1 protein-coding gene is annotated in these 633 nt (G+C 70.5%); it reads left to right on the forward strand.

The window, feature by feature from the left end:
* Positions 1 to 41: 41 nt before the first annotated feature.
* The coding region (locus KUM32_RS43095; protein ID WP_374227631.1) for a YncE family protein at positions 42 to 633 on the forward strand (592 nt) is incomplete at its 3' end.

A 633-nucleotide genomic window follows, 5' to 3' on the forward strand; every position in this document is an offset into this window, starting at 1 on the left:
GTCCACCCGCGTGGACACCGCGAACAAGGGAGACAGTCCGCATGGAGACAGCCCACATGGAGACAGTCCGCCCGGAGACAGCCCGTACGAGAGACACCAGGACCACCCTGCGCCGCACGCTGCTCGCCACCACCGCCCTCGCCGCCCTGGCGGTGCCGGTCACGCTGACCCCGGCGAGCGCGGACGGGGCGGGGGCGAGGCATGGCGCCGTACCGGAATTCGGTGCGTACGACGGTCTCGTTGACGGGAAGCGGATGCCGTTCGACGGCACGATCAACAACAACGCCATGGCGATCAGCCCCGACGAGAGGACGGCCGTGGTCACGGCCTCCGGCTTCGACCACGTGCGCCTCGTCGACCTGAGGGACGGGCACACGATCAAGCGGATCAACGGCTACGTCACCCCGCGCAACGTTTTGTTCGCCCCGGACGGTGGGAGCTTCATCGTCTCGGACAGCACGCTCGGCGTCGTGGACCGGATCGCCGTGGGCACCTTCCGGGTGACGCACCGCCTGCCGCTCGGCGCCGGCGTGTTCGGCACCGCGCAGTCCAGGGACGGCAGGCGGCTGTTCGCCAACAACCAGGCCGCGGGCACCGTCACCGAGGTCGACCAGACCACCCGCAGGGCGGTCC

This window comes from Streptomyces sp. AC627_RSS907 (assembly GCF_019049165.1).